This window comes from Pseudoalteromonas sp. SD03, assembly GCF_040937955.1.
Lineage (GTDB): Bacteria > Pseudomonadota > Gammaproteobacteria > Enterobacterales > Alteromonadaceae > Pseudoalteromonas > Pseudoalteromonas tetraodonis.
The window spans coordinates 1,232,198-1,256,080 of record NZ_CP162514.1; the positions used below are offsets into that span (position 1 = coordinate 1,232,198).

At 40.8% G+C, this 23,883-nt stretch carries 33 protein-coding genes; 26 read left to right on the forward strand and 7 right to left on the reverse strand.

The annotated features are described in order from the left end of the window. Positions 1 to 43 precede the first annotated feature (43 nt). The 5 genes from ABZP26_RS05740 to ABZP26_RS05760 all read left to right on the forward strand — a co-directional run bounded on the left by ABZP26_RS05740 (position 44) and on the right by ABZP26_RS05760 (position 3,859). Positions 44 to 1,279 (forward strand): tyrosine-type recombinase/integrase, encoded by a 1,236-nt coding sequence (locus ABZP26_RS05740; protein ID WP_368485454.1) that lies wholly within the window; start codon positions 44 to 46, stop codon positions 1,277 to 1,279. Between the two features lie 246 nt (positions 1,280 to 1,525). Next, complete coding sequence (locus ABZP26_RS05745) at positions 1,526 to 2,281, forward strand: hypothetical protein (protein ID WP_368485455.1); 756 nt, start codon at positions 1,526 to 1,528, stop codon at positions 2,279 to 2,281. A gap of 154 nt (positions 2,282 to 2,435) precedes the next feature. After that, positions 2,436 to 2,822: a hypothetical protein gene (locus ABZP26_RS05750; protein ID WP_368485456.1), complete on the forward strand. Its 387-nt coding sequence runs from the start codon at positions 2,436 to 2,438 to the stop codon at positions 2,820 to 2,822. Then, positions 2,819 to 3,268 (forward strand): hypothetical protein, encoded by a 450-nt coding sequence (locus ABZP26_RS05755; protein WP_368485457.1) that lies wholly within the window; start codon positions 2,819 to 2,821, stop codon positions 3,266 to 3,268. The genes ABZP26_RS05750 and ABZP26_RS05755 overlap by 4 nt, the downstream gene beginning before the upstream one ends. A 138-nt stretch (positions 3,269 to 3,406) precedes the next feature. Next, a complete protein-coding gene (locus ABZP26_RS05760; RefSeq protein ID WP_368485458.1) occupies positions 3,407 to 3,859 on the forward strand; it encodes a hypothetical protein in 453 nt (150 codons plus the stop codon). A 7-nt stretch (positions 3,860 to 3,866) separates the two neighbouring features. Here the strand turns inward: ABZP26_RS05760 and ABZP26_RS05765 are convergent, their stop codons facing one another. Further along, positions 3,867 to 4,232 (reverse strand): LexA family protein, encoded by a 366-nt coding sequence (locus tag ABZP26_RS05765; protein WP_368485459.1) that lies wholly within the window; start codon positions 4,230 to 4,232, stop codon positions 3,867 to 3,869. Between the two features lie 518 nt (positions 4,233 to 4,750). On the opposite strand from ABZP26_RS05765, the gene ABZP26_RS05770 reads away from it, so the two are divergent. Continuing rightward, positions 4,751 to 5,302: a hypothetical protein gene (locus ABZP26_RS05770; protein ID WP_368485460.1), complete on the forward strand. Its 552-nt coding sequence runs from the start codon at positions 4,751 to 4,753 to the stop codon at positions 5,300 to 5,302. After that, positions 5,303 to 5,647: a hypothetical protein gene (locus tag ABZP26_RS05775; protein ID WP_368485461.1), complete on the forward strand. Its 345-nt coding sequence runs from the start codon at positions 5,303 to 5,305 to the stop codon at positions 5,645 to 5,647. Positions 5,648 to 5,651: 4 nt separating this feature from the next. Here the strand turns inward: ABZP26_RS05775 and ABZP26_RS05780 are convergent, their stop codons facing one another. Both ABZP26_RS05780 and ABZP26_RS05785 read right to left on the reverse strand, forming a co-directional pair. Next, positions 5,652 to 6,473, reverse strand: a complete 822-nt coding sequence (locus ABZP26_RS05780; RefSeq protein ID WP_368485462.1) for a hypothetical protein — start codon at positions 6,471 to 6,473, stop codon at positions 5,652 to 5,654. Between the two features lie 27 nt (positions 6,474 to 6,500). Beyond that, positions 6,501 to 6,686 carry a hypothetical protein gene (locus ABZP26_RS05785; RefSeq protein WP_368485463.1) on the reverse strand — a complete coding sequence of 62 codons (186 nt, stop codon included), beginning with the start codon at positions 6,684 to 6,686 and terminating at the stop codon, positions 6,501 to 6,503. Between the two features lie 346 nt (positions 6,687 to 7,032). Here ABZP26_RS05785 and ABZP26_RS05790 point away from each other — a divergent pair, with 346 nt between their 5' ends. After that, positions 7,033 to 7,728 carry a hypothetical protein gene (locus ABZP26_RS05790; protein ID WP_368485464.1) on the forward strand — a complete coding sequence of 232 codons (696 nt, stop codon included), beginning with the start codon at positions 7,033 to 7,035 and terminating at the stop codon, positions 7,726 to 7,728. 28 nt (positions 7,729 to 7,756) lie between these two features. Here the strand turns inward: ABZP26_RS05790 and ABZP26_RS05795 are convergent, their stop codons facing one another. Continuing rightward, the gene (locus ABZP26_RS05795; RefSeq protein ID WP_368485465.1) at positions 7,757 to 8,221 is read right to left on the reverse strand and encodes a helix-turn-helix domain-containing protein; all 465 of its coding nucleotides are present in this window, start codon (positions 8,219 to 8,221) and stop codon (positions 7,757 to 7,759) included. A 188-nt stretch (positions 8,222 to 8,409) separates the two neighbouring features. On the opposite strand from ABZP26_RS05795, the gene ABZP26_RS05800 reads away from it, so the two are divergent. The 10 genes from ABZP26_RS05800 to ABZP26_RS05845 all read left to right on the forward strand — a co-directional run bounded on the left by ABZP26_RS05800 (position 8,410) and on the right by ABZP26_RS05845 (position 15,039). Beyond that, positions 8,410 to 8,691, forward strand: a complete 282-nt coding sequence (locus tag ABZP26_RS05800; RefSeq protein ID WP_368485466.1) for a helix-turn-helix transcriptional regulator — start codon at positions 8,410 to 8,412, stop codon at positions 8,689 to 8,691. After that, entirely contained in the window at positions 8,688 to 8,960 is a 273-nt protein-coding gene (locus ABZP26_RS05805; RefSeq protein ID WP_368485467.1) for a helix-turn-helix transcriptional regulator, read from the forward strand. The genes ABZP26_RS05800 and ABZP26_RS05805 overlap by 4 nt, the downstream gene beginning before the upstream one ends. Positions 8,961 to 8,970: 10 nt before the next feature. Next, positions 8,971 to 9,375, forward strand: coding sequence for a hypothetical protein (locus tag ABZP26_RS05810; RefSeq protein WP_368485468.1), 405 nt, complete (start codon positions 8,971 to 8,973; stop codon positions 9,373 to 9,375). A gap of 9 nt (positions 9,376 to 9,384) precedes the next feature. Next, complete coding sequence (locus tag ABZP26_RS05815; RefSeq protein WP_368485469.1) at positions 9,385 to 9,984, forward strand: DNA N-6-adenine-methyltransferase; 600 nt, start codon at positions 9,385 to 9,387, stop codon at positions 9,982 to 9,984. A 32-nt stretch (positions 9,985 to 10,016) separates the two neighbouring features. After that, positions 10,017 to 10,292: a hypothetical protein gene (locus ABZP26_RS05820; RefSeq protein ID WP_350314733.1), complete on the forward strand. Its 276-nt coding sequence runs from the start codon at positions 10,017 to 10,019 to the stop codon at positions 10,290 to 10,292. A gap of 4 nt (positions 10,293 to 10,296) precedes the next feature. Continuing rightward, positions 10,297 to 12,894, forward strand: a complete 2,598-nt coding sequence (locus ABZP26_RS05825) for a replication endonuclease (RefSeq protein WP_368485470.1) — start codon at positions 10,297 to 10,299, stop codon at positions 12,892 to 12,894. Between the two features lie 8 nt (positions 12,895 to 12,902). Next, positions 12,903 to 13,181, forward strand: coding sequence for a hypothetical protein (locus ABZP26_RS05830; RefSeq protein WP_368485471.1), 279 nt, complete (start codon positions 12,903 to 12,905; stop codon positions 13,179 to 13,181). Then, a complete protein-coding gene (locus tag ABZP26_RS05835; RefSeq protein ID WP_368485472.1) occupies positions 13,168 to 13,554 on the forward strand; it encodes a hypothetical protein in 387 nt (128 codons plus the stop codon). The genes ABZP26_RS05830 and ABZP26_RS05835 overlap by 14 nt, the downstream gene beginning before the upstream one ends. A gap of 440 nt (positions 13,555 to 13,994) precedes the next feature. After that, entirely contained in the window at positions 13,995 to 14,699 is a 705-nt protein-coding gene (locus tag ABZP26_RS05840) for a DUF5677 domain-containing protein (protein WP_368485473.1), read from the forward strand. Between the two features lie 115 nt (positions 14,700 to 14,814). Then, positions 14,815 to 15,039: a hypothetical protein gene (locus ABZP26_RS05845; protein ID WP_368485474.1), complete on the forward strand. Its 225-nt coding sequence runs from the start codon at positions 14,815 to 14,817 to the stop codon at positions 15,037 to 15,039. A 202-nt stretch (positions 15,040 to 15,241) separates the two neighbouring features. Here ABZP26_RS05845 and ABZP26_RS05850 read toward each other — a convergent pair whose 3' ends face one another. After that, positions 15,242 to 15,487 (reverse strand): ogr/Delta-like zinc finger family protein, encoded by a 246-nt coding sequence (locus ABZP26_RS05850; RefSeq protein ID WP_009838248.1) that lies wholly within the window; start codon positions 15,485 to 15,487, stop codon positions 15,242 to 15,244. A gap of 197 nt (positions 15,488 to 15,684) precedes the next feature. Here ABZP26_RS05850 and ABZP26_RS05855 point away from each other — a divergent pair, with 197 nt between their 5' ends. After that, positions 15,685 to 15,954, forward strand: coding sequence for a hypothetical protein (locus ABZP26_RS05855; RefSeq protein WP_368485475.1), 270 nt, complete (start codon positions 15,685 to 15,687; stop codon positions 15,952 to 15,954). 31 nt (positions 15,955 to 15,985) lie between these two features. On the opposite strand, the gene ABZP26_RS05860 is transcribed toward ABZP26_RS05855, so the two are convergent. Together ABZP26_RS05860 and ABZP26_RS05865 are read right to left on the reverse strand one after the other, a co-directional pair. Further along, the gene (locus tag ABZP26_RS05860) at positions 15,986 to 17,026 is read right to left on the reverse strand and encodes a phage portal protein (RefSeq protein WP_368485476.1); all 1,041 of its coding nucleotides are present in this window, start codon (positions 17,024 to 17,026) and stop codon (positions 15,986 to 15,988) included. Next, entirely contained in the window at positions 17,008 to 18,813 is a 1,806-nt protein-coding gene (locus ABZP26_RS05865) for a terminase family protein (protein ID WP_368485298.1), read from the reverse strand. Before ABZP26_RS05865 ends, ABZP26_RS05860 begins: the two co-directional genes overlap by 19 nt. Before the next feature lie 171 nt (positions 18,814 to 18,984). On the opposite strand from ABZP26_RS05865, the gene ABZP26_RS05870 reads away from it, so the two are divergent. The 7 genes from ABZP26_RS05870 (at position 18,985) to ABZP26_RS05900 (ending at position 23,882) form a co-directional block, all read left to right on the forward strand. Further along, entirely contained in the window at positions 18,985 to 19,908 is a 924-nt protein-coding gene (locus ABZP26_RS05870) for a GPO family capsid scaffolding protein (protein WP_368485477.1), read from the forward strand. A gap of 54 nt (positions 19,909 to 19,962) precedes the next feature. Further along, complete coding sequence (locus ABZP26_RS05875; RefSeq protein WP_024601302.1) at positions 19,963 to 20,976, forward strand: phage major capsid protein, P2 family; 1,014 nt, start codon at positions 19,963 to 19,965, stop codon at positions 20,974 to 20,976. Positions 20,977 to 21,037: 61 nt separating this feature from the next. After that, positions 21,038 to 21,529 (forward strand): hypothetical protein, encoded by a 492-nt coding sequence (locus tag ABZP26_RS05880; protein ID WP_368485478.1) that lies wholly within the window; start codon positions 21,038 to 21,040, stop codon positions 21,527 to 21,529. 47 nt (positions 21,530 to 21,576) lie between these two features. Further along, positions 21,577 to 22,188 carry a phage terminase small subunit gene (gpM, locus tag ABZP26_RS05885; RefSeq protein ID WP_368485611.1) on the forward strand — a complete coding sequence of 204 codons (612 nt, stop codon included), beginning with the start codon at positions 21,577 to 21,579 and terminating at the stop codon, positions 22,186 to 22,188. A 109-nt stretch (positions 22,189 to 22,297) separates the two neighbouring features. Next, positions 22,298 to 22,750, forward strand: coding sequence for a head completion/stabilization protein (locus ABZP26_RS05890; protein ID WP_272452409.1), 453 nt, complete (start codon positions 22,298 to 22,300; stop codon positions 22,748 to 22,750). After that, positions 22,747 to 23,229: a phage tail protein gene (locus tag ABZP26_RS05895; protein ID WP_024603011.1), complete on the forward strand. Its 483-nt coding sequence runs from the start codon at positions 22,747 to 22,749 to the stop codon at positions 23,227 to 23,229. The genes ABZP26_RS05890 and ABZP26_RS05895 overlap by 4 nt, the downstream gene beginning before the upstream one ends. Then, complete coding sequence (locus ABZP26_RS05900) at positions 23,226 to 23,882, forward strand: phage virion morphogenesis protein (protein ID WP_368485479.1); 657 nt, start codon at positions 23,226 to 23,228, stop codon at positions 23,880 to 23,882. The genes ABZP26_RS05895 and ABZP26_RS05900 overlap by 4 nt, the downstream gene beginning before the upstream one ends. The last annotated feature ends 1 nt before the right edge of the window (position 23,883 follow it).

Sequence of the window (23,883 nt, forward strand, 5' to 3'; positions counted from 1 at the left end):
AAACTGTGACCAATGTGGTGGTCACAGTTTCAAATGGCAATATATGAACTTTACAGACAAATCAATTAAGGCGCTTAAGGCCAAAGAAAAACGCTACGTATTAACCGAGTCAGGTAATTATGGGGAAGGGCGTTTACAAATAAGGGTTAGCGAATCTGGCGCTAAAACGTTTCGGGTTCAGTATCACATAAACGGTAAGCGCAAAGTAATCGGCCTTGGTAATTACCCTACTGTTGATCTTAAAAAAGCGCGTAGTAAACATGCAAAAATAGCAGTCTTGTTAAGTGACAATATCGACCCGCAAGAACACCAATTAGAAACTCAAAAAGCCGAGTTCGAATCATCGGCAAAGCGTACCATGTTAAAAATGCTCGATGACTTTAACGTATTCATAAGTACACGCTGGGCAGAGTCAACAATAGACCGAACTGAAAAGCTAATTAAAAGAAACATAAACCCGTTTATAAAACCCGAATTAATGCCCGACGAGTTCACAATCGACATGGCCCGCGACATTATTTACCGTGTTTATAACCGTGGCGCTAAAGAACAAGCGCGACTAGTTCGCAGCGTACTAATGAGCATATTAAAATTCGCCATAGATTTTGATAACTCACCAGAGCAATATAAAAAGCCAAACCTCTACGATATTAAAACTAATTTCATCAGAGACATTAATTTTGAAACGCCAAAAAACAAAGGCGAACGCTGGTTAAATGAAGCCGAACTAAAAAAAGTATGGAATGCAGACGACCTACCTTATTACACCCATCAATACATAAAACTGGCTTTACTGCTAGGTGGCCAGCGCGTAAACGAGGTTTACGGATCATACGTAAGTGATTTTGACTTAAAAAGCAAAACATTCACCATTCCCGCTAGCAGAATAAAAGTACAACAGCGGGGCGATCATATAGTGCCATTGTGCAAAACCGCAATTCCCATTATTCAAGAATTAATGCAACAAAGCGGTAAAGCAGGGCAAATGTTCCCGCATCGCGACAACCCAACAGCAACCGCCCATGTATCAACATTAAGAATGGCAATATTACGATGGTGCGAAAAAAACAAAGTGCCAAACTTTAATCCTCGCGACCTACGCCGAACGTGTAAAACACTCATGGGCAAAGCAGGCATAGATAAAATAAACCGCGACATACTGCAGCAACACAACAAGTTTGATGTATCAAGCGTGCATTACGACAGATACGACTATATGAAAGAAAAACGCCAAAGCATTGAGGTGTGGGAAGACTTTATATATTGTGCCATAAAGTAAGCTTAGTATTGTTAAAGGTCTGGAAAGAGCGAATAGCAGTCATTCAGGGTGCGTTAGCTTAGTCATAATAAGAGGATACTTTCCCCTTTTTCACATGTTTAAATAAGCTACATTAAGCATAATATTTATAAATGGTAATAACTTACACTATTTGTTATTAATATAAGTTCATAAAATAAGGATGTTTTCACGCTAAAATAGGGAAAGTGTCCATTGATAAAGTTGTTATACCTAAGGGAGAGCTCCTTGCAGCCTGAAACAAAACATAATTCAGCAACACGTTGCGGAGACATTCTTCGGAAAGCCCGTCAACAAAAAGATGATGTCAAGACAGTTGAAGCGTGGAGAATTGTTCTCGGTGATTCCAGCGATATGGAGTCTTTTGAAGTAATTCGCCTTGTTGAGCTTCTTCGTTCAGAGCTAAAAGCAACCGCTCGAAAACTGTCGAAAGCTGGTGTTCCTCAAAACATTTATAAGCCTCATTTCACGAAAGCTTATCAAGCCACAGCAGTGGAAAGCGTCAACGCTGGCTGGAAGAGCTTTAAACAACACATTACTAATGAACTCCTAGTTTGTTTGGATTTTTCGGCATTCATCATTCCGGAAAATGAGGCAGAATTTGACCAATCGCACATTGATACAATCGCAGAATTGGTTGCTGATCTAAGAGAATCATTGGAGATTTCAGAACTAGATTCAGAGCTTGAGCATTTTGTACTTGAACAAATATCGCTTTTGGAACGCGGGTTACATGATTTACAAATTCGCGGTAGTAAGGCGGTTCAAAAATGTTATGTCGACGGTTTGGGGGAAATCCTAGAGAATGCTGAAGTAATTCGGGAAAACTCATCCGAGCCAGTAGTCGGTAAAATTAAGATAGCTTGGGGGCACGTTCAATCCGCTACTGAAAAGGCTGCCAAGCTCAACAAGTCAGCGGATACTTGGGGCAAAATAATCGAAAAAGGCGCAACAGTCGTAGATCAACTGTCCAAATTAACTTAGGTATAACAACGTCTTGCAGCCGACCCGCTTTCCGCTACTTCCCTTCGGTCATCCGCTCCAAGCGGTCGGCTGAAGGCAGGCGTCATAAGCCTAATTTTATTTATACCTTCTCAACGGGTTAATATAAACATTTAAAATTTTAGTAAGAGGTTTTATGCAAAAGATTATGTTTCTTTTGGTTCCGTTGTTAGTTGCTGGATGTCAATCAACATCAGCTCCTAGCAAACAGACAAAACAATTAGAAAACTATACACACCTAGTGTGTCAGGTAAAAAAACAAAATGTTGGTAATTTTTCAGAAACAATCATCTTTGATAAGGACTATCAGACAATGACGATTGGTGACGAGACTTTATCCTGCACAAGTGACAAGTACAAGAACTGTGTGGCAAAACTTGAAACACCTACAGGCTACAAATTTTACACTGTTAGTACGTATACATACAAATATCCAGGATCAGGTTATTTAGATATGGCAGAAATCAATAATAAAATGCTTGTAAATGCATCGTACGCAGAGTTGGAGTGCAATCGCCGATGAGTAAATTTAAGTCAGTATTAATCATGTTTTCTTTGCTAAGTAGTTCGTTACAAGCATTCGAATTTGAGAACACAACTTGCTCAATAGCTAAAACAAAAAGTGATTCAAGCCCTTCCGTAGTCAAAGCTATTAAACTGGGTAAAGTTAGAACCATGACAAAGGAAGAATCCATAAAATTTGGTCGATGGGACCAAGTAACCGATTCTATGGACTTTATTGATGTTGAAGTTTATATCAATAATGGAAACGTTAATCGTAGTTTTTATAGAGTAGTGAACGGAACTTTGCATCAATCTTTCCCGTCAAGAGATGGAGAATATTCGTTTAGAAGAATCGTACCTTCAAATGATTCAAAAATTGGTAGATACGATCATGTCAATATTAAGGGCTCTACTCTAAAGGCCACTATTCTGAATACACTTAGTTGTGAAAAGAACTTGTTCTAATTTATTTAAACAGGCTTATAACAAGTGACTAAGGTTATGAGTGTCCGCAATTGGCACTTTTCGGACATTACAATTAACAATTCTTTCCAATGCACTATGCTCTATTTAATATAAACATGTTAATTAGAGTTCGCCCCTATGAAAATATTTTTCTCTATAATACTTGTAGCGTTGATAATTTATTCCCATGTTTATAATTTTCAGCAGAAAATACTTTATATTAGTGTCGATTCCTTTAATTTATTGCCGGGTTCGGATGAGTCAGTGATTGTTTCATTTGGTAAAAATGAAAACGACTTTCATGCGTTTGCGATAAAAAAGAAAGATATAAAGCAGGGCGTTGAGCTTGTATCAAAATCAAAAGATAACCCTAACTTTTCTGTATTTGCAGACTTAGAGGGTGAAGCGCTTGTTCGCTCTGAACAGGCAGAAACATTCGCAAAGGTTAAAATTTTGAGTGTTGATAAGCAAAACCAAAGAGCGGTATTTTTAGTTGAAGCTAATTTATTAAACATAAATACAAATGAGCTTAATAAATTAGATACAACAAAAGTGATTGTGAAAGGAGAGCCTTTTTTAAAGTTAATGTAACTTCTGTCTATCCTAAGGCTAAATTAGCCCTATGCATTCTAATTGACTGAGTTACAACACCTTCAATATTGTACTGGTCAAACTCTGTGAGCTTAACTGGTTCATTTTCTGGGTTGGCTGAAAGTAAAAGGTTATTTTTTAAATCTGCTATCTTGCAAACAAACAACCCATTTAACACCGCAACAATCACATCACCATGTTTAACTTTTGCCGCCCTATCTATAACTAATAAATCACCGCTAAATATTCCAACACCTTCCATGCTCCTTCCACTTGCTCGGCCAATAAAAGTAGAGTCACTTAAAAGGCTGTTATCTAAACTTTTCTCCAGCTCTTTTATGCCTGGTCCTACATCAACATTAGAATCAATCATCAAATAACCCTATTTATAAAAATAATTTAAATTAATTTTAGCCCTGTTTAAGCCACTTTTAAAACAATGTTCGGAAGAATAAAGGCTAAATAATGTGCTTTTTAACAAAAGCTATAAGACATTGCCACCATTAAAGTAAATAGTATAAAAGTTAAAAAAACGAGTAAAAAACAGGTGTTTTTAGTGTTGAAAACAGGTAAAACCGCGCACTATTAAATTGTTATAAATCAAGTTGTTCGGAAGATTAAACTGGGTTTATATACAGTGCTTTGAGTTGCTATTATAAAATTTATCATTACAATGAAATTGACTCCTTAATTAGGAATCTTTTAACAAACAAAAGGAACACAGTATGAACAAGCAATATGCACACGGAAAACTAGCACGCATCAATGCTGGTGTAGCAAGAAATAAAAATGGCGGTGGCGGCGGCGGTGTAGAGCCACCAAAAAAGAAGTAAGCCATTAAATCTATTAACCAGCATTACTGCTGGTTAATTACACAACCAAGGAAAACACATGATTGATTTTATAACCGCCACAGACTGGACAATAAGAGCTTTAGAAATGCTCATTATTGTATTTTTACTCGCAACGCTTAACAAACACCGATCAGCGTTATTTTTTGGTGGTAAGAGTAATTTAAAATCAATTGATGATCACACAATGCATTCATGCTTTATTGCAGCGATTACCGTGATGGTATTTCACTTTGTAAGCTCAAGCTTGGCGCAATACATAATTACAATAGAAATGAGCAAGCTAGCACTCAGGCAGTTTTTTTACTTCACCATGTTTAGCTGCTCAATGGCATTTGTTGTTGCGTTATTTTTCATGCATAGCATTAGGGGTTGCACGTTCTCAACAACAGCGCGTTTTTGCTTATACCTTGCACTAGCTCAAGCAGTTGTGCAGCTAATACAATTTATAATGCGCGGCCTGCTAGATAACAGCATGCTGTCACCCGCTTATAGTTTTAGCGTTGTTGCACTAAATATATTATCGCTAGGTGTTGTTGCTATATACCCAGTTAAAAAGTTTACTGACCTACTAACCAAAGAGGGAATTTAAATGCCGTTACTCATAGTAATGTTTATTTGTTTAACAATGGCGTTATGTATAACTGGGGTCGCTATAGTACGCGGCCAAAACACAACAGGCATAGAAACCATGCTTAAACATAAAATAAAGCACTTTATGCCAGAGGGAACAGCGGCCCAACAAGACGATTACGGTGTAGCCTACTCTATAGTTATGGATTTAGGCGCCACAATAGAGCAGCCAGATAACTGGGATAAAATAGAATCAATGAACGTGGCACATAAACGCGCCACCATATTTAGAAACCAAGCACTTAAAAAGCCAACTAACTTACCCCTTGCACAAGAACGGCCCATATTCAAACTTGTTAAATAACCCGCTAATGCGGGTTTTTAAATATTCGAGATATAAAAGTGGGCTTTTTTTTATCTTTCTTGGGTACTTCGTGTTCTTTAAAAAGGTCTTTATAGCCAAAGTCATGCAAGCTAGCGTGTACAATTTCTCTAATGGGGATAGTTATTAAAAACCTTGCGCCATCATCTTCTTCATTTTTAAGGAGATAATCAAAAATAGGTTGATAGTCAGTAACCAGTTCAAGTCGCAATTCATCATCACACCTATAACCACTCTTAAAAGGCAGCACCATAATATCATTAAGATGTTTGGCTCCATGAAATGCGTAGCCAACATAAACTTTTCTATTTGATAAAGTGAATGCTATCGGTATTCCTGTCTCATTACTTAAAAAGAATAGGCTAGAAAATTCAGATAAATCATCTGTATCAGCTATCTTACTAAAAGCACCGTACATTACATCTGCTTTAGTTGATTTTGAAAAAAGCATTGCAAGCAACAGAAATATCCATGGGGTTACGAATGAAAGCGACAATGCAATTAGGGAAACCTGAACAAAGTTGAGAAACCAAAAAGGTACATAGATTGAAGGAGCAATATCATTGAAAATATTAATCAATAAAGGGCTTAAAAAACCAACAAAAAAATAGTTGTCGGAGTCTGAGTTACACAGCCAATATAAAACAAAAGCTAAAACAAAAATACCACTGCCATAACAAGCTGAAAGTAAAAAAGTATGATAGCCGTTAGACTTACTGAACTTTGGTGAAGTGAAATGACTATTTTTACAAAAAATATAACCAACAATTGAAATTAGTAAGATAATAAAAACGGTAGGCTTAACCATAAAATTCCCTTTAAAAAAAAAGAGCCCTTAGGCTCTTTCTTCATTGCGTATGTAATCAATCTGTCGTTTAACTTCATCACTTTTTCTAAATGATTTCATATCAACTTTAAATGAACCGTTCTTACGCATAATCATTCTTATCTCATTATTTTTGCTTTCTTCTACACCAGGTGCAAAAATATCAGCTAGATAAATTCTTAATTGTTCCAACATATAGCCTCCTTAGTAAGATGCTAACAATGGACTTACATATTTATACAAATGTACATTTGTTTAAATGTTTACCGTGTAAATAAATATAACTGACGCCAAAGTCATAGACAAGTAAGGGATTATCCGTATTTGTCTCATGCAGTCTCAAACCGTTGTAAGTAGCAGCCTAGCGCTACATAGAACATTTAGTTATATACACTGTCAATATTCGAAAATAAGTATTTTTCTAATATTATTCTAATACTTTTTTAATATTTATCGTATTCGATTTTGGTTCGCCTTGTTAAAAAGTGCGCTATAAATTAATGTATAAACCTACATATTACGGAAAATAAAAGGAATAAGTATGATCAAGGTCGGAACGTGGGTGCTCGGGGTGTTATCACTTATATCAGTAATAATGTATTTTGATTTAGGCGATCACCTATCAGGGGTAATTTGTATGTTTGCCGCTGGGTTTTTCTTCCCGCCTGTGCTCAACAAAATAAACAAAACAAACAAAGAAAAAGCCGAATCAAAGGGCAAAACACATAAAGACATAACCCAAAAATCAGCCGTTATATTTGGCATTATCCTATTGGCCATTGCTGCTATTTTAAGTAGCGGTAGTAATACCGAAACCAATAACAACACACAAAGCACACCTACTGAACAAACCCAAGAGCGCAAACAGTTAAAACCAATAGATTTAATTTATCAATTAAAATCAAAAGTTGACGAGCTAGACTATTGGTTTAAAGGGCCATTCAAAGAGAGCGATAAGCTAAGATTTTATGACGTAAAAAAGAATTATGATAAACAGTTAGATGTTATCTGCAGCGATTTTGATAGGTTAGTAGAAAATACAGGCAATCTTAATAGTGAATATTATGATGAAGCACTTGCTTGCAGTAACTTTGAGTTAAGCCTTGTTCACGTAATTCAAAATTTAAATCACGGTACATATGCCGAAATACCAAAACTAAGGCAGAAGCTTGAACCAGCCTACCAAAACTTAAAGCAACAAGTAGATGAAGAAATAAAACGATTAAATAACAAGTAACTAAAAAGCCCGCTAAATGCGGGCTTTTTTATGCTGTTTTTTGGCTATTGGCGGGTTTGCTTGCGCGGGCGTCAATAATCGGTTTTAAGTCTTTTAGTAGTAATTTACCGCAGTCGTTAATATCAATTTTTTTATCTGGGTTTACCCTAAACCAATCAAGATGGAAAAACATCATTAACGATTTAATAGACGTATCAATAAACTGCTCTTCAAATTCTTCTTCATTTAACAAGCCAAGTTCATCAATCACATCGCCTGGTGCAAACTGCCCAGCGGCCGGATTTGTCTCGCCTGTTATAAGCCATAGCGAATATTTTTTAAATTGTGGGTGATTAGCAACTTTCAGCAAGGATTGAGTGCCAACATCATGATTGCCTGACTCATACTTTTTATACGAGCTAATGCCAATACCTACCAGCTCAGAAAATTTAATTTGATTTAAACCAGTAGTTCCGCGAATTAATTTAAATTTTTCGCCAAGTGAGATTGACATGGTTCATCCTTATGATCTACGATAGTCACACGGGTCATGATTATGACCTTTAAGAGTATATTAAAATCAATTTATGTTCCTTTTGCAGGTTAATAAAGCAAAAAGGCCTTTTAACTAACTAGGTTAGCATAAAAAGTACAAAAAAAGGAACTGTACACAGTGCTATTAAATACGATGAGGAATAAAGAATGGATACTAAAAAATACCGCACAACACTACTAGGTGAGCCTATTAGCGAAAGCGAAAAGTTTTTAAGAGCCAAAGATATTACAGAGCTTTGCTGTATTTCTCGCGCAATGATTTACAAGTTAATGGCTGCTAATAAATTCCCACCAAGTCACCGCATAGCTGGCGACCGTGTTTTTTGGTTAGCGACCGATATTAACATTTGGCGCTCAATGACACCGGAACACTTTCATAACCAATTTGGTGATCAGATAAAAGCCCAAGCAGAAGGTGCAGCAGCATGAACCAATCAAATATAGCCGATCACTACCGCCGCAATTTACGCGGCGAAGTTATCACCATTAACGACCGCTACTTACGCCCAGCCGATGTGGCAGAAAAGTGCGGTATTCACCGTTCAACAATTTACCGCTTAATAGAGCGCGGCCAGTTTCCTAAATCGCACAAGGCATCAAGCGGCCGTGTGGTATGGGTTGAAGAAGACATAGAAGAATGGATGCGCCTAGGCGCTGAAAAGTTTCACGAGTTTTACGGCCAACATAAAGCAAACTAGGAGCATAACCATGGCAAATGCATTAGTTAAACAAACCGAAAACGCACAACCTGCACCATTAAAAGCAGTAGAAGGGCGCCACATACCAAAAGGCTTAGCTGAAATAAAAGCATTAATGAGTGATAGAACGCGCACACCAGGTTATGTGTTTAATGCTGTTTTAACCGCTAAGCAACGCAAAATAGTGTGTATTGCTGCGGGGCTTAAACAACGTCATGTTGAAATGAGCTTTTATCAGTTTAATTTTCAAGAGCGTGATGCAGTTCGCAAAGGCATTTTAGCGTTACAAGACATTGTTGCCGCTTTTACTGAAGCAAATGTACTTGGGCGCGAAAACTTCGAAAGAACCCCGCCTAAGTTTGATGTTGTTCCGCATTTAGTTGAACAGTTAAAAACTGATTCACAAGCACATTAAGGAACGGCCATGACTCCCGATCAGCTAATCAATCAAGACAGTGGCAATGTTGAGTTTTACACGCCAGCTAAAGTTTTGAAGTATGTGCACCAAATGTTCTCCGTTGTTGGTTTAGACCCTGCAAGCAATTCGATTGCAAATAAATCAGTGAGAGCAATGAACTACTTCACTAAAGAAGATGATGCATTAACTCAAAAATGGATTGCAAACACAGTTTGGTTAAATCATCCATTTAATAAAGGTGAACTTGCCTGCAAACCAAAGTGCGTTAAAAAAATATGTAACGACCCGAGCTACCATAAGTATCGCGGCCACTGCATTACCGAAGATATAGCAAGCAACGGCGATTGGATTGACTACTACTTAGAGCAATTTGCACTAGGTCACTTTAAAGAAGCAATGAACATTACCTTTGTTAATAGCTCAGAAGCATGGTGCCAAAAGTTATTAAACGCAGGTTTAAGCTGTTTTATTGATGGCCGCACACATTTCAACGACCCACAAGGGAATGTAAAAAAAGGCGCACCAAAAGGCTGCTTTATTACCTACCTTGGCGATAGAACCGACGAGTTCCGCAAAATATTCTCAGCGCTTGGCGTTGTGAAATAACACCTAAAACAACACCCAAAGGAATACTAAAAATGACCACTATCAAAGACCAAGATCTATCTAAAAAACAGTTAATACTGAATATTGTTGAACACGCTATTGAGCAAGCCAATTTTACTATCCGTCTTTTAAACAAACGTAGCACCGTACACATGCTAATACAGTGCGAAGACACGCTAACCGACTTGCTACCAATCGTAAAACTGATTGCTGATGATGATGTTAATTTTGAACGAGCATACAGCTTAATGAGCATTGCATTAAATGCCGTACAAACTGGTGGCGAGCCAATGGAAATAGAGCTGTAGCGCCGTGGCTAACCCAATCCCGCTCGACCTTGACGCCCTTAACCTATCAAGCATAGCTAAGGGCTTAATTTCGTCTATTACTGATATTGACGACTTTAATTACCTTGCTAGTAACTTGGAAAAGGTGCCTGTGTCGCTGCAAAGTCGCATGGCCCGTAAATACATTGATCGTTACACCGAAAAAAAAGCGGGGAGCCAGTTCCGTGCTAATACATGGATGCACCGCACTATTGCGCGTTTAAAGCCTCGCTTTGGTGTTCTGCTCAGTATTACTCACAATATGCCATTGCCATGGCATATTCTAAGTAGTGTTGAAAAAACTAAAAAGCATGCAGGCACTCTTGCATTAGAGTGCCTTGAAAAAGCACTTGATGTAAGTGAGCAAAACCAGCAATTACCGTATGAAAAAATAGTACGCCTTACCTACGAAGGGGTTGCAGGGTATGCCAAACAGTTTGGCGTAAACGTGCCATTTTACGACATGCGCGAAGACGACCTACCACAAGCCTGTTTTGAAATCGCCTTGCTTAAACTGCAATGCGATAAATGGTGGGCTCGCCAATTAAAAACCCTGCGTAAACAGTTTTTGGAATTACTAGAAATTGCAACCGGCCAAGTGGGTAAAGACCTTTACTACGACAAAAAAAACCAAAAACCTAAACGCCGGGGTATTAGCCCGTATTCATCAAAACAAGCACAACGTGAATTTAGCTTTGCCCAAGCCAGTGGTCGCCAGTTCCTCGAAATGATGGAACTACAAAGCAGCGACGGCGATGTAATTAACTTAATTGAAGCCGTAAAAAGCGGCATGGCAAACCCTGCTAACCGCCGTAATGAGCTAATGCTACGCATCCGTGAAACCGAAGAACTAGCCGACGAAATGGGCTATGTTGCCATGTTTTACACCATTACTTGCCCTGCGCGTTTTCATGCCAATGCAAGTACGTGGGACGGTTCAACCCCTAAAGATGCGCAAAATTATTTAACCACAACATGGGCGCGGGCACGGTCTAAATTAAACCGCCGTGAGCTTAAGTACTTTGGTGTACGTGTTGTAGAGCCACATGCTGACGGGTGTCCGCACTGGCACATGATGTTATTCATGCCAAAAAACAAACTTCAAGAAATCAACGCTATTTTGCGTTGGTACTTTATTCAAGAGGATAAAAGCGAGCTTTACGATCGTTATGGCCCCGAGCTTACCCGCGCAAAAGTATTCAATAAATTTGTAGATATAAACACCCATGGCACCCACATAAAAACAGTAGAAGCCTGCGTTAAATACCGTGCAGGGACTGAGAAAACCAAGTTATTTAAAATCTATAAACAAAAGCGCAGCGAGTGGGGCTTTGCTAAAAAGAAGGCTAACGAAGTAGCCATACAACGCAATAAAGCAGAGGCCGAGAAAGCCAAGGCTGAAAAAAGAGAACCTAAAAAGTTTAAGGCGAAAAACCATAAAGCGCCTACCAAATTTTACCGTACTTTTAGCCCACGCTTTGACGCGGTAAAGCTCGATAAAAGCAAGGGCAGTGCAGCGGCCTACATTGCTAAATACATTAGTAAAAATATTGATGGTTACATGCTGACCGATCATGTTGACGCCGACACAGGCGAAAACCTGCAAGAGCAAGCCAATCCCGTTTTAGCCTGGGCAAGTACGTGGAATATTCGCCAGTTTCAATTTCAAGGTTCGCCAAGCGTTACGGTTTGGCGAGAGCTTCGCCGTATGCCAAAAGGCAAACCAATTAAAGACGAAATAATAGAGCCTATTCGGTACGCGGCAGATAACGCTAATTGGAAAGACTACGTAAAACTACAAGGCGGTATGTGTATTGGCCGCGCCGCTAACTTTAAATCAATGTACGAAGACACCCCAATGGGTAACGACTACGCCGAAGTAGTTCGCCGCATTAAAGGGGTTGTAACCAACATTGATTACAAAGCCGTGCTTACACGTTTGTTTAACAATGTGCATAACGTAACGGATGCAACCAGCTTAAAAACCCGTCTTATCGAATGGACAAGGCAACTCAAAGGTACAGCAGAAAAACTCGCAGCTAAGGCTAGCACCAACGTCGGCGCAGCCGACCTATCTTGGTCTAGTGGTAATAACTGTACGCCTATAGCCGTGGGCTCTAGCGCCGAGTTAATACTCGATATGGTGGGGTGTGATGAAAAACAGATCACAGAGGTTAAAAAGGATCTTAATAACGGCAAGAGGATCGCCAGAGACGACCAAATTTACCAAATTAAAAACGGCCAACTTCATGTTTTAGACGAAACCGCGCAAATAAAACACAACAAGCACCTCGCTATTGAATACCGAGCAAAAACACTCGCCCAAAAATCGGCAAGCTGGCATGTAACAGAGAATCACTGGCAGCAAGCTCGCCAATTAGTAGACCTTGCTTATCAATACGCCCAGCTAGACGGGCGCGAAACCCTTAATGCAACGCGCAATGAACTCGGTGAGTTCCATTACGGCGAGCCTAAAAACGGCCTTATCACCATTGGCGATTGGGACTTAGCAATTTTAGTAAACAATAACAGCGCATCAGCAATCAGCGACAACGATTGGTGGTCACTGGATTTAATGGCGTAGGAGAGAAAATGACTATTCAAATTTCAAAAGTACTCATGCCAAAGGCATGTATTAGTTGCCAGGCGTTTTGCCCAAAAGGATATGCAGAGGATCAGCACAGCCCGTTTATTACTAAATTCGACAAGCCCGCGCCTAAAACCCAATACGGCCAATGCGGGAAAACCAATAACAGCGTATTTGCTACAGAAATTTGCACCGGCTACCAGCAAGAACCTAACGCCGATGTATTTGCAGTAACCAATAGACCACAACCAAAACAACAGGAGAACAGCCATGGCAACAGGTAAAGTAAAAGCGGGTGACGTTTTCAACAACTGGACAGTATTAAACGAAGACCGCCGCAACCGAGGTGTGCAGCATTTTATGTGTAAATGCATATGCGGAACCACTCGCGTAGTACGTAAAGATAACTTAGGGCTTGTTCAAGGTTGTGGCTGTGATCGCAAAGCTTACAAAGCCCGCACTGGTGAAACCAAACCACGCTCTAAAAAAGCGCGCATTGTGTCACCCAAGACAGTAAGCACACCGATAAAAATATCACATCATGAAAACCAAGAGCCACGGCCGCAATATATTGAGCGCAGCAAATCAACCCGTGAACTATTAGAAGAACGTTTAGCACAAAAGCAGTTAGAAAAAGAATTAAGCGAATTATGGTGAACCATGAAATCAACAGTTAAACGCCGCAACTGGGTATTTCACTCAGTTGTTAAGTCAAAAATAAAAACACCACCCACAAAAAAGCCCGCATAATGCGGGTTTTTAATGGCTAATGCTTAAATTGTAGTAGCTCATATCCGATCTTACAGTTTAAAAGAACGGGTTTAGACTTCGCCTGACAGGCGGCTTTGAGCGATAACCGGACACTGAAAAAGTTAAATTTATTCCCGCTTTTTTGAGTAGGAGCCTAATTTTGTCCGATAACATTATTAACCGCCGCTTTGGTGCAAAATAACAAGCTTAATTCCTAGCTATTTTAATTACTTGTTTACAAAGGTAATTATTGGTGAAATTATCAGGGTATGTAATACACGCCGTTTTGGTGTGTTATAAACCACCAAAATGGTGTTCAATAAGCTGTTATGCGAACAAGGATGCTCATGCAATCTCATTATTATAAAATTTGGGACGAATTCATTTCAGAACGAAATCAATTATTTTCAAATTCAAAATTTGAAAATAATAATGAAAAATTCATTTGGGCATTATTTTCTAGAATTAATTCGTTAAGTGATGAAATCATTTTCCTAGCTAGAAATTCGCGGTTTACATCAAGCCAAATATTAATGAGAAGCGCGCTTGAAACTTACATTGATTTAAAATGTTTAGTCGACGACGATACATTTATCGATGTATTAATGCAGGCAGAAAGAAAATCAGAAATAACATACTTAAAAAACTTCGATCATAGTAATAGATACTACGGGTCAATATCTAAAGATAGTGTAGAGAATAAATTAAGTGAGCTTAATAGTTCAAATGACAAGTCTAAAGATTTTACTATCTATGATAAATTTAATAAAGCTAACGAGTTAGAAGCATACAAAACTGTGTACAACCACTTATGTCGGTTCTCACATGGTAATCTGACGGCATTAGCGTCTAAAAACTTTGAAGATGATAAAATTCAGCTGAACACTTCAATCACTGATTCTGAATTAATATTTATACTTTCATCTTCTATAAATTTAGCAATAGCATCTTCAATTGAAGTTTCAATCAAACTTGGCTTAGGAGAAGAACATATAAAGTTGTTCCAAAACTTTCTCAATGAAGTTAATGCAGTTGCGAAAAAGTTCGCATAACAAGTTACTCAAACGGACGCTAAACAGTTGGCTAGCGCTCGTTCCTCGCAATTTTAGCCAACTATTTTTCGCCGCTTAGTAGGGCGTTAGCCATAAAGCACTTAAAGGAATAATCGTGTCCCATAAAAAAGTCGAAATAACTGAGTACAACTATATAGAGAAACTGGAAACAACTTACTTTAATATTTCCGATACAAACCCATCTGTAAGTTGCACAAATCCACTATGTAATAACCCTAATGTTGCGGCTAAGTTTGATGTTGCTCAATTTAGTTGTGAAGGTAAAGAAAGTATTGGTCGAGACTGTAAAAGGCTATTCGAAGTAAAGTTAATTAACTAGTTAATTATGGCTAACAAGTCATTAAAGCAGGACAAAAAACAGTTGGTTTTTGCTCGTGCCTCGCTTATTTTAACCAGTTATTTTCTTGCCTATTAATGAGGCGTTACCACCGTCCGCTCATGGCACTTATGCGACTGTAAGATTTGATTAAGCCCTAACAATAAAACCTGACAGATAAAGTTAAGACTTATTCACTAAATGGCTAAAGCCCAATTAACTCTAATTGCTCTTCACGCGGTAAGTTTTTAATTAGCGATGCCGCTAATTGCGCAGTGGTTTTACAAGGCGGATTTAAGAAGTGATCAAACGATTGGGTAATACGAAACGTAGCCCCGCATTCTTTTGTATTGGTGCATGAACAATATAAATTAACAACATGGGCGCTTTGCTTTTCGCGTGATGTAATTGTTGCTTTAGCTTCGCAATTTGGACAAGTAACCCGCGCCATAATAACCACCAATCGTTAATAAAATACACTGTTATTATATACAGTGATTTTGTGTATAACAAATAAGCATTTAACTATTTATGTTTAACCTAAAAGCGCAAAAGTATTTCTAAATGGGTCTTGATAATTTACGAATATTTTAAAGTAGTGTTATCTTACTACTTAGTTATTAATCACTCTAAATTAAAGAAATATATATGAAAAATATTTTGGTGCTATTTACTTTATTCTTAACTGCCTGCAGTAGCACAGGTGTTATACCTATGGATGATGGAATTTACATGATTGCTAAAAGAAGTGCGCAAGTTGGTTTTGGTCCTCCTGATGGAGTTAAAGCAGATGTTTACATTGAAGCGAATCAATTCTGCGATAAGAAAAATAAGAAGGTTAAAACAGTAAAACTCGATATGACAAACTCAGGGTTTGCAAAGCCTGGTAATGTGTCACTTGAATTTAAATGTGAATGAAGTCAGTTGCCTGACTTCTCATTTATAACTTTTAACTATTCGGTTCTAAATCAAAATTTAGCTGTAATTTACTGCCAATTTCAGGATCCCTTGCCACTTCATCACTCATTAATTTAATAAGTGGTTTAGTCTCGTTTTTAAAATACATGGCATCGTATTTAGTCGGGTCGCCAAGGCCTGCATTGTTAGCCGGAATAATACCCGCCAAGCCCGGTGGAAAACGGTGGGCGTTGAGTATATCTTGCGCCGATACGTTTTTAACGTTCATAAACTCGTCTTTACTTTCAAAATTACCTACAGGGATTATTTGTAAGCCCTTTTCTTTACCGTTGGGTATGTTTACGAATAACGAACGGAAGTTACCCACGCCTTTACTGTCTTGAATTTTTTCTTTTATGTCGTCTTCAATGTCAGGGTCTAAGTTAGGATCAGTCGCATACATAATAAAACCCATGTGCGCGCCGTTTAAAAAGTACTTACGGCGGAACAGCGTTGCGTCTTCATTTAATAACGTGGCTTGTAACCCGCCTAAGTAATCGGCCAAGCCATACACTTGTTGCACGGGATCGTATTGGCGAACCCAAATAATGTCGCGCTTTTTATATTTTTTTACTTGGCTGTTACGCTCAAGCACTACCGCGCCACCATCACCGCCAACACGGGTACGGTAACTAGGCAGCGGGAACAATCGCACAGGTGTCCTAAAACCATTACGTATTTTTAATAGTGCCACATCACCAAATTGCACTAGGTTTAAAAAGCCCGCTTGTACTTGCTGCGCACTCATACCGCCATTAATAAAACGGCTCGCGGCCATGTTTGCACGGCTTTGCACTATGCCGCCGTGCTGGGCATTACGCCGTGTAAGGTTTGCTAATAAATGGCGGTCTACTGGTGGTTCCCAATACTGGTCGGTATCGTTATAAAATAGTGAGTCGTAATCGGTTAGCCACATGTCGGGCATTACTTGCTCAGGCAAGCCAAACACAACGGGCGCATTTTGTTTATTTTGTTGATCGTGCGGCTGGTCAGTTAACTGCTCAGCGTTTTGGTCTAATTCTGCATGGTCCATCGTGATTTTCTCTTATGTGCATGGTTAAGGGGTTCGTTAATAACAGCGTGGCTAATAGCAAAAAATACATCTGCATGGCCTATGGTGTTATCGCGGCTGGCTTTAAATGTTATGGCGCCGCCCGAGTCGGTACTGGTGCGGCGTATTGATAGGCAGCTCATAGCAATGTCTTTGTGGGATGCATCCCATTCAAGTCGGCCACCTTCAATCAGGTCTATCATTTTAAGTACTAATCGGGTTTTACTGCCTACGCTGTAATGTATGGCGGTGGCTTCACGCGGGTAAAGTGTGCTTAATGAATCAAATACCCCCGCACCAATGCCGGTGGTATCTACACCAATATAAGTAACGCGATACTTAGCGTATATTTTTTGAATTTCGCTCACGTGGTGCGAAAAGTTCATCCCGCGCCAATAGTGCTTTTCAAGTATTCTAAATTTTTCGCCCGCTATTTCAGGTGGGGCAACCACCACCAGTGCAGCGTTATCGCGGGTGCGTGATGGGTCGTAACCTAACCACACCTCACGGTTACCGAATGGCTGCACAGCATTGGGTTTGTGATCTTGCCAGCGGGTGGCATCAACCATGGCTTTTTCAAGGTCGCTGAATTTAAATATACTGTCGGCATCGTCCACAAAAATGCACATAAACAGGTTATTAAAATCATCGGCGTTGTATTCATCGCGCAGTTCTTCAATGTCGAACAACTCACAACCACCGCGTAGCGCATCTTCAATAGTAACTACATAGCGCCATTGTTTATCGGGGCACAGCCTGCCGTTATCGCGTAATTCATCAAAGCTGGGGAACTCAATTTCTTCACGTTCGGCACGACCTTGTCGCCAGTGATCACCCGTCCAAAATGTATAAGCAGGGTGCGCTTTAGTTGAAGGGGTCGAAAAATACGTTTTACGCCACTTTTTATGCGTGGCCATGGCACTGGCTAATTTGTTTAGCTCGTTAAACTTACCAATCCAAAAGTATTCATCTACATAAACATGGCCGTGGTAACTTTGCGCGGTTTTGCTGTTGGTACTTAAAAACCGTAATTCGGCATCACCGTGGGCAGTGTGCAAAGTAATGGGGTTACCGGTGAGCTCTATTTCAAAAAACTCTTGCGCAATGGCAATTATATAACTGCGGAACACCTCAGCTTGCGCACGACTAGCAGAGAGGAATATTTGCGGGTCGCCACTTAATACCGCATCTTTAAACGCTTCACCTGCAAAATAGTAAGTAGCCCCAATTTGGCGGCTTTTTAGAATATTACGAATACGCTGGTGCAAGTTTTCGTGCATGGTTTTTTGGTAACCAAATAACGAGTCGTACCAGGTGCCAAAGTCTTCAGCGGTTAAATGACTAACATCATTTTTTCGCTTACGGCCTTTGCTTTTTTTACTGTCTGTGCCGCCGCTATTATTGTTTTTATTACTGGGTTGGTTAGTGCTGTGGGGTTGTTCGGCCTGTGCTGCTTTTTCTTGCTGGGCGCGCTGTTTTTTAAGCTTAACGTGCTTTTCTATCAGCATGTCGAGCTCTTTTATTTGGTTGCCTGTTTTGTCGCTTACATCGGTAAGTATTAAAATGCGCCTTGCAATGGCTTCGTCTACGTCTTCTTCGCGCAGCATATCGCGCCAATTGTATTTATCGGCCCAATAGTAAATAACACGGTTATTTGGTAACGCCAGTTCCGCGCGTATTTCGTCGGGGGTGTGGTGGCGCAAATAAAGCCGTTTTGCTGCTTCGCGTATTTCGGGTGAATAAGCCATTACGTGGTATAAGTCGCTCATAAAATTAATAACTAGCCACAGTGTATTGGTTTACAATAAGCTTATAACCGCATAAAAACCCTCACGTTTCCTAAAACCCCAATCTAGGAATTACCAAAAAGCTAACCAATGTATTCAGCCTTTTTTTATGGCTATGCTGCGTTTAAATATTAAGTAACGCTGGGCTAAGTAATGGCAAAACAATCAGGTTGGGTAATAGCAGCAACAGAAGGTGCAACGGTAGACGGGCGCACCATTTCAAAAGAGTGGATCACTCAAATGGCTGCATCGTATTCGGTTGATGAATACACCGCGCTTATTTGGCCTGAGCATTTTCGTTCAAGTTGGGGCCCAAGCGAGGGCAAAAACTGGGGCACTGTTGACGAAGTAAAAGCCGCTAAACAAGGGGGCAAATTACGCCTGTTTGTAAAAATTACCGCTAACGACTACCTACTAGCTGCCAATAAAGACGGCCAAAAGCTGTTTATGTCTATCGAGCCAAACCCCGATTACAAAAGCGAAGGGCGCTGCTACTTACAAGGCCTTGCTGTTACCGACTCGCCAGCCAGTTCTGGCACCAGCCGCTTAAAATTCTCTATTGGTGATAACGAAGTAAATCACGAATATAGCCAACTCGAAACGCTACAACACAGTGACTTTATTACCACCAATAGCGAACCAACTACCCCAAATAGCAAACAAGCCAAAGCGCAAAGCTTAATGGCGCAACTATTTAGCTTATTTTCTAGTGATCAGCAGCCAGCCGATCAGCAAGATGAAATCACCGAGGAAGACACCATGAAACAAGAACAGTTTGACGCCCTCATGGGCAAGTTTGACGGATTAGAAACCAAGGTGACCGACCTTGAAACTAAATTCAGCAAGCCACCAAAAGCCGAAGAAACCCCGCCAGTTGAAGAGCCAAAAGACGACGAGCCTGAAAACGATAAAACCGCAGCAGGCGTAACCGCTGAGCAGTTTAGCCAGCTAATGGAAAAAATGGACGGCTTTAGCAAAAAAGTAGACGGCATAGAAAACAAATTTAATGCCCTTAGCCAAGAGCAGCAAGGCCAAGAGCCCGACCCAGTAGGCGGAGAAACCGTAGACCTGGTTTAACCAAACGCTTAACCACGTTTACCTTTATTAATGCATAACAGAGCGAGATAACGCATGCACTTAAATCAAACAGCCGCTGGGTTTTTACAAAAATACTCGGTGCAAGTAGCAAAATCATTCGGTGTGGAAGACGCATCACACAAGTTTGCCATTTCAGACCCAATGGAAACCAAACTGCGCGCCGCGCTTTTAGAGTCGGTCGAGTTCCTACGCATGATCACGACCATGCCAGTAGACCAAATTAAAGGTCAAGTTGTAAAAGTAGGTAACTACGGCATTGCAACAGGCCGTAAAGCCGGTGGCCGTTTTACATCAGAGCAAGGCGTTGATGGGCATACCTATGAATTGGTTGAAACCGATTCATGCTCAGCAACTACATGGGCGCTGTTATCTACATGGGCTAACGCCGGTAACTTAAATCAGTTTATGAAACTGATTAACCAAAATGCCACGCTGCGTTTTGCACTCGACATGCTGCGCGTTGGTTTTAACGGTGTATCAGCTGAAGCGACCACAGACCCAGTTACCAACCCAAATGGTGAAGACGTAAACAAAGGCTGGCATCAAATCGTTAAAGAAAAAGCGCCTGGTCAAATCGTGACTGACACAATCTATTTTGATCCTAAAGGTGCTGGCGATTACAAAACGTTAGACGCCATTGTAACCGAGCTTAAAAACACGCTTATTCACCCGTCATTACGAAGCGACCCGCGCTTAGTTGTACTAGTCGGTGCAGACCTTACTGCAGAAGCGCAAACGCAAATGATGAACCAAGCTGACAAGCCAAGTGAACAAGTTGCAGCCCAGCAAATGGATAAAAACATTGGTGGCATGCGCGCCTACACACCGCCGTTCTTCCCGGGTAAACGCATTGCTATCACTATTTTAAGCAATTTGCATATTTATACGCAAAAAGGCACCGCGCACCGCAAAGCCAAAGATGAAGAAGATCGCAAGCAATACGAAAACTCATACTGGCGTAACGAAGGTTACGCACTTGAAGAGTTTGAAGTCTATGCCGCGATTGACGAAAGCGCGATGGTTATTGGTCCTAACCCAGCGCCTTAATCATTAATTGCTAGGCCTAACCGCCTAGCTTTAACTCCAATTATTAAAAGGTAACCGTGCCATGAGTGCCATTGCTAATTTTAAAAAACGCCGCCTAGCTGAAAAAGCCAAAACAGGTGATGCACAAGCGACAATTACGCCTGAAACCACCGCGCTTAAATTGCTCTCGCAGCTACTGGGTTGCGACGAATCAAAAGCCATTGAAACAGCGCAAGAATACGTTGAGCAAAACATTACGTTTTTTTGTGAAGATGATTTGCCAACTCTGCATGTTGATAGCGAAAAAGAACAGATTGATGTTTCACCCGTTGAAGATGCAACCGACGAGCTAAACGAAAGCATTAACACTGCAAGCAATGCCGCAGGCGAAATTGAAAGCGCCGCAGATAAAGCAAGCGATGCTGCCAGCGATTTAGCCTACCAAGCCGACGATATTAACGCCGCTAATAGCGACTTAAAAGACACGGTTGAAGAGCTAAAAAAGCCGTCGGCGGCGCAAGAATCCTCCAGTTCAAAGAGCAAAACCAAGCAAAAAAACAGCTCGAAAAAGTAAGCCTAACTGGTAAAGGGCAATACGCCCCAAGCCTGCACTTACAGCTTATTGAATTAGAAGACGACTTAAAACGCTTAAAAAGCTATGTAACTCGCGCCGACAAAATCACCCACAAACGTGATGTGTTATTGCCAAAATGGTTACCCATTGTTGAAGAGTATTTAGCAAAAAAAGGAAAACAAAATGAAGACAACCCGATTTATGCGTACTGCACGATTTGGCTGTTTGATGTTGGCAACTTCGCTCGTGGGCTTGAGTTTGGTTTCAGAGCCATTGAGCTTAACCAACCCATGGCAAGCAGCATTCGCCGTAAGTGGCCTGGTTTTATTGCCGACACTGTTTTTGAGTGGGCAAGCACCCAAGCAGAAAAAGGCAACAGCATTGAGCCGTATTTTGGGCAAGTGTTCAGCAAGGTTGCGAACACATGGAAATTACCTGAGCAAGTTACGGCTAAGTACTACAAGTTTGCAGGCCTTGCGTTACTGCGCAGCAAAAACGGCGACATATCGCCATCGCATGTGGGCGACGTGCAACGCTTACAGCAAGCCGATGGCTACTTAGCCAAAGCCGCCGAACTGCATAAACACGCACAAGTTAAAACAGTAAGAAACAAAATAGCCATGAGATTAAGAGCCATTGCCGAGTTAAACGCTCAGTAATAGCCAAAGCTCCAAACCCTCCAGTGCACTAGCCGAGCGTTTAACGGGCGACCGTTAATAACCGCGTCGACGCTAACTGCACTGAACCCAAATTGAATAGGTATACGGTATGTCATTTGGATACGAAGCAACAGCACAAAACAGCATTGAAATAGATGCTCAAAGCGGCTGGCCAGCGTTAAGCACTGGCGAGTTTCGTGATCATCGCCGCATACCTGAGTTTTACGAAGAAACCGTAATAGCCGACTCATTAAACCGCAGCGCATTAGAAGTGCAGCAGCAACTAAGTAACTTTTTCATGAAACAAGCAGACACGGACGTCACTTTTACGCTTGTTAATGGTGTGCCTAACTTTAACGATAAACAACAAAGTGTTTACCGTGGTGCCGTGTATGCCCGTTCGCATGCCGATTTAATGGGGTATTTTTCAGCGGTTGACCAAAAAGACGCAGGCAACAACAAAGCCGATAGTGTTGATCAGCAAGATGCCATTTTAGCGCAGTCTAACCGCAGCATTCGTTTATTGCTTGGCCTTGGCCGCGCCGGAGTGCACACGCTATGAGCCAAACCATTACCCAATTACAGCAACTAACCGACTTTTTAAACACCAGTTTAAAAGGCGCTATTCACACCAACAACATAGATGCCTGGCAAGAACGTGGCACCTTAATAATAAGCGGTGAAGACAAAGGCCAAGACGGTTACCTAGTTGCCAAGTGGAAACACACCGGCGTAATAGCCATTGAAAAATTTCCGCATCGCAAAATTAACCCGTACAACTTGCTTGCTCTTATTGCTGCATTTTTAACAGACAGCAACTGGCCACGCGACGACTACGCCCTAGACGACCCTGAAATAGACATAGACGTAGTAAGCAAAGACAACGCAACCGTACTGATCGACGTGCAACTACTAGACGACATTGAGCTAATACCCGCCGACAACGGCCCTATTTTATTTAATGGCGCCCGTTATTACGTATCGCTAGCGCCAATCAGCATTGCCGAAGACGTAGACGTAAATATTAAGGGGCAATCATGAGTTTAGTGATCACCCCAAATAGCAAACAAGCATTAAGCGCTAAACAACAGTTGCAACTACTGGCGTTACCACCGGCTAAACGCATTAGGCTATTAAAAAAATTAGGCCGCTTTGAGCGTAAGCTTGCGCGCCAACGCATACGCACACAAACCACGGTAGACGGTAAAAAGTTTGCAGGGCGCAGCGACGGTAAAAAAACCAAAGTGCTTAAACGTATGGGTAAAACATTAGAACCCTATGTAAAAGCTAGTAAGCGCTTAGAGCTTAAACATAAAAATTCATTTACGGGACGCATTGCAGCGCTACACCAAGAGGGTGGCACAGAGCGAATGACTGCCAGCCGCATGGTGCGTATTCATGGCAAACCAGATTACCAAGCGCCGTGTACCCGAAGCCAAGCAAAAGCATTAGCCGCTGAGGGTTACAAAGTACGCAGGGCAAAAGGCAAAGGCTACCGCCGCGCCACTATTAAAGAAATTGCAGGCAGCTTAACTCATGGCAAAGCCACATTAGTGTTAAGTGAGTTACGCGGCCAAAAAAGCCGTAAAAGCTGGCAAATACCGGTAAAAGCGCGACCGTTTTTAGGCGATACAACCACCAACGTACAGCGCGAACTGGCAACAATATTAAACCAACTCAATAAACGAGGATAAA